At 34.1% G+C, this 449-nt stretch carries 1 protein-coding gene; it reads right to left on the reverse strand.

All coding sequences use genetic code 11. From position 1 onward, the window contains the following. Window positions 1–39: 39 nt before the first annotated feature. A partial coding sequence (locus ON17_RS03310; RefSeq protein ID WP_083858422.1) for a hypothetical protein occupies window positions 40–449 on the reverse strand: 410 nt, incomplete at its 5' end.

The raw sequence follows: 449 nt of genomic DNA on the forward strand, positions 1-449 counted from the left end.
CAAACACAGATCTAAAAGAAAATTGATTTTAATTCTTTATCAATACATGAAACCGTAAACTTTAAATCCAGCGCCTTTTAATTCATAGGCGTCAAATCCAGCGTTGAATAATTCTTCCATTGTATATCCAGCGGTTCTTAATTCTGATGCTGTATATCCGCCAGTTTTTAATTCTTTAAGTGTATAATTAGCATCTATTAGTTGTTTAAGTGCATATCCAGCGGTTCTTAATTGTTGAATTGTATATCCAAAATCATATAAATCATCAATTGTATATCCAGCGGTTCTTAATTCTGATGCTGTATATCCAGCGGCTTTGAAACGACTAGGTTTAAAATTAACAATAGAGTCGAGGATATCTGGTTTTTTAGGGGGTGGTGTAGAGTCTAAGAATTGATAATAAGTTCTAGTTGTCCAACGATCACCGCCAGAAGCACAATCATTTCCGT

The sequence above is a fragment of the Poinsettia branch-inducing phytoplasma str. JR1 genome (assembly GCF_000309465.1).
GTDB classification, from domain to species: Bacteria; Bacillota_I; Bacilli_A; order Acholeplasmatales; family Acholeplasmataceae; genus Phytoplasma; species Phytoplasma pruni.